At 63.7% G+C, this 2,843-nt stretch carries 4 protein-coding genes; 3 read left to right on the top strand and 1 reads right to left on the bottom strand.

Annotated features, from left to right (window positions below; all coding sequences use genetic code 11):
- Window positions 1-863 (bottom strand): PAS domain-containing protein (locus tag B3873_RS01370; RefSeq protein WP_286863663.1); only part of this gene is annotated, 863 nt, incomplete at its 3' end.
- 226 nt (window positions 864-1,089) lie between these two features.
- On the opposite strand from B3873_RS01370, the gene B3873_RS01365 reads away from it, so the two are divergent.
- The 3 genes from B3873_RS01365 to B3873_RS01355 all read left to right on the top strand — a co-directional run.
- The gene (locus tag B3873_RS01365; RefSeq protein WP_286863661.1) at window positions 1,090-2,250 is read left to right on the top strand and encodes an acyl-CoA dehydrogenase family protein; all 1,161 of its coding nucleotides are present in this window, start codon (window positions 1,090-1,092) and stop codon (window positions 2,248-2,250) included.
- 51 nt (window positions 2,251-2,301) lie between these two features.
- Window positions 2,302-2,673: a hypothetical protein gene (locus tag B3873_RS01360; RefSeq protein WP_039788791.1), complete on the top strand. Its 372-nt coding sequence runs from the start codon at window positions 2,302-2,304 to the stop codon at window positions 2,671-2,673.
- Between the two features lie 2 nt (window positions 2,674-2,675).
- On the top strand, window positions 2,676-2,843 hold a 168-nt coding region (locus B3873_RS01355; RefSeq protein WP_286863667.1), incomplete at its 3' end, for an SDR family NAD(P)-dependent oxidoreductase.

The raw sequence follows: 2,843 nt of genomic DNA, 5'->3' as shown, positions 1-2,843 counted from the left end.
TCGCCCATGGCATTGTGGCGCGCCAGGTATTCCAGCGAGGCCTGGTCGCGGCGGCGCGCTTCTTCGGCTTCGACCTGGTCGGTGATGTCGTGGAAGTGCAGCAGGTGGCCTTTGAGGTCATTCTCGATCTCGATGTAGCGGCACACCGCGTGATGCCAGCGCACCAGCCCATCCTTGCGCACGATCTGGTAGCGCAGCGGGAAGCTGATCGCATCCGGCAGCGCCAGCGTGAGCAGCTCCAGCAATTCATCGCGCGACTCGGGCAGGCATTGTTCGACGAAATTCTTGGGCGGGTTCTGGCCCGGCCGCACGCCCAGCAGCTTGCGGCCGGCGTCGCTCAGGTATTCGATGCCGCCATCCGAACGCAGCACTGTCACGCCTTCGTCGGAGTCCTGCATGAATTCCTTGAGGCGGCTCTCCAGCTTCTTCATCTCGCGCCGGATCTGTTCCTCGCGCGCAATATCGCGGAACTGCACCATGATCACATCGCGCTCGGTCAGCGGTACCAGCGTGGCAATCGCCTCGGAGAGAATCTCGTCGCCGTTCTTGGCGCGGTAGCACCACTCCACCATGTTGCTGCCGTGGAGTACCGCATCGTGCAGCCACTTGCGGCCGATCTCGCGGCGGTATTCGTGCGACTGCCGGCTCATGTCCGGGGCTTTGAGCGGCAGCAGTTCTTCCAGCGTGAACCCCAGTACCTGGCAGGCCGAGGGATTGGCCCAGAGGATGGACTTGGTCTGGGCGTCATGCAGGATGATGCACATGGGCAGTGCTTCCATCATGCGGCGGAAATCGTCCAGCCCGAAGCGGATGCTGTCGTCCGGCAGGGCAGGGGAAACTGGGGCAGCGGTTTGTTCTGGCATCGCTCGTCTCTGTTATCGCTTCATGATCTGCAGGACGGTGTTTCCTCCATGGATGAGTTCACGCAGGGGAGGGCGCACCGGGTTTGCAGTTGGGGAATGGCACTAGGGGTTTTCTTTAGAAGGCTTCACCTATTCCCCTAAAAAAGCTGCAGCGCTCCCGATTGAACCGGGATACGCCGCTCCCTACACTCGACTTCATTCTGATGCAAGCCACCTGGAGAATGCAATGTCCGTGATGGAGAACCCGGCCGCGCTGGCCGCCCGTGAAGAAGATGCCCTGGTCACGCTGCTGGCCGAGATCCGTGCGCGCCGCGAGGAATTCGCCGCGCAGCGTTTCGTGCCCAAGGATTTCATCGCGCAGTTGAAGAAGGCCGGTGTCTATCGCGCCGCCACCCCGCAATGCTTCGGCGGCAGCGGTCTCTCGCCGATGGGTTTCCTGCAGATGATCGAACGCATTTCCGTCGCCGACGCCTCGGTCGGCTGGGTTGCCAGTTTCGGTTCGGCTTCGGTCTATCTGGCCGCCCTGCCCAGGGAAACGCAAGCCAAGCTGTATGCCAAGGGGCCGGACCTGACCTTCGCCGGCGGCCTGTTCCCGCTGCAGCCGGCCGAGCAGGTCGAGGGCGGCTGGATGGTCAATGGCACCTGGAAGTTCGCCAGCGGTTGCAAGGGCGCCGATGTGCTGGGCGTGGGCATCGGTGCGGCCGTGCCCGGCCAGGCCGGTTCCAAGCCGCGCACCGCCGTGCTGCCGCCGGAGCAGGTCGAGATCATTGACAACTGGGACGTGATGGGACTGGTCGGTACCGGCAGCCATGACCTCAAGGTGAGCCAGCAATTCGTCCCCGAGGAATGGACCTTCATCCGTGGCGGCGTGCCCACCATCGATGAACCGCTGTATCGCTATCCGACCATCGCCTATGCCGCGCAGGTGCTGGCCGTGGTGAACCTGGGCGTGGGACGCGCCGCCATCGACGAGATCAACCAGATGTCCGGTGGCCGTGTGGCCATTACCGGTGCGCCCAAGCTGGCCGACCGTTCCTACGTGCGCATCGAGGTCGCCAAGGCTGAAGCCAAGTTGCGTTCGGCGCGCGCCTTCCTCTACGACGCCACCGGCGAAGTCTGGCATTCCATCCTCGCCGGCAACCCCGTCACGCCCGAGCAGGTCAGCCTGCTGCGTCTGACCGCCGTGGAAATCGCCAAGGTCGGCAATGAAGTCACGCAGGCCATGTTCGGCCTGGCCGGTACCACCGCCATCTACAGCAACCACCCGCTGCAGCGCTACCTGCGCGATGCCGCCGTGGTCAAGCAGCACGCCTTCCTGGGCGAGGGCATCTACGACGGCGCCGGAGCGGTCACGCTGGGCGTGCCGCCGATGCCGGGCTTCCTGTAAGCCGTTGCGTCCTTTCTCTTTTTGATTTCAAGTTTTCAGCCCGGAGCCCTCATGAGCCAAGTCCCAAGCAATGATAAAGAACCGCTGCGCGTCCTCTTCTGTGTCGGCGTGACGCAAAACTTCTTCGACCTGCCCGCCACCGAGACCGGTCCGGTGTGGCAGGCCTATGGCCAGATGATGACGGCACTGGCGACCATGGACGGCATCAAGGTACTGGGCACCATGGACGATGACCGCCTCATGGTGGGCAAGTCCGACGATGCCCCTTGGACCTTCTACATCATGGCCGACGTGGCCGACCTCGATACGGTGGTGGCGGCCTGCAACCTGTTCCGTACCACCATGGTCGGTGAACACCGCCTGTGGAAGTACGGCAAGATCGAAGCCCGCGTGGGCCGCGCCCTGATCATCCAGGGCGCCTGATCATGGACAAGAAGATTGCCCTGGTCACCGGTGCCGCACGCGGCCTCGGTGAAAGCATCGCACGCAAGATGCACACCGCCGGTTACAAGGTGGCGCTGGCTGACATCGACCTGGAACAGGTCTCGGCGGTGGCCGCCAGTCTCGATGCGAGCGGTGCCACCGCCATGCCG

Origin of the sequence: Herbaspirillum sp. UBA812 (assembly GCF_002296545.1) — a bacterium.
Classification (GTDB): Bacteria; Pseudomonadota; Gammaproteobacteria; order Burkholderiales; family Burkholderiaceae_D; genus Herbaspirillum; species Herbaspirillum huttiense.
Note: the sequence above shows the minus strand (reverse complement) of the source record. Positions and strands in the feature narration are given on the sequence as shown.

Coding starts and splice junctions, on each gene's coding strand:
- B3873_RS01365 (WP_286863661.1), top strand. CDS start 1,090: ATGTCCGTGATGGAGAACCCGGCCGCGCTGGCCGCCCGTGAAGAAGAT.
- B3873_RS01360 (WP_039788791.1), top strand. CDS start 2,302: ATGAGCCAAGTCCCAAGCAATGATAAAGAACCGCTGCGCGTCCTCTTC.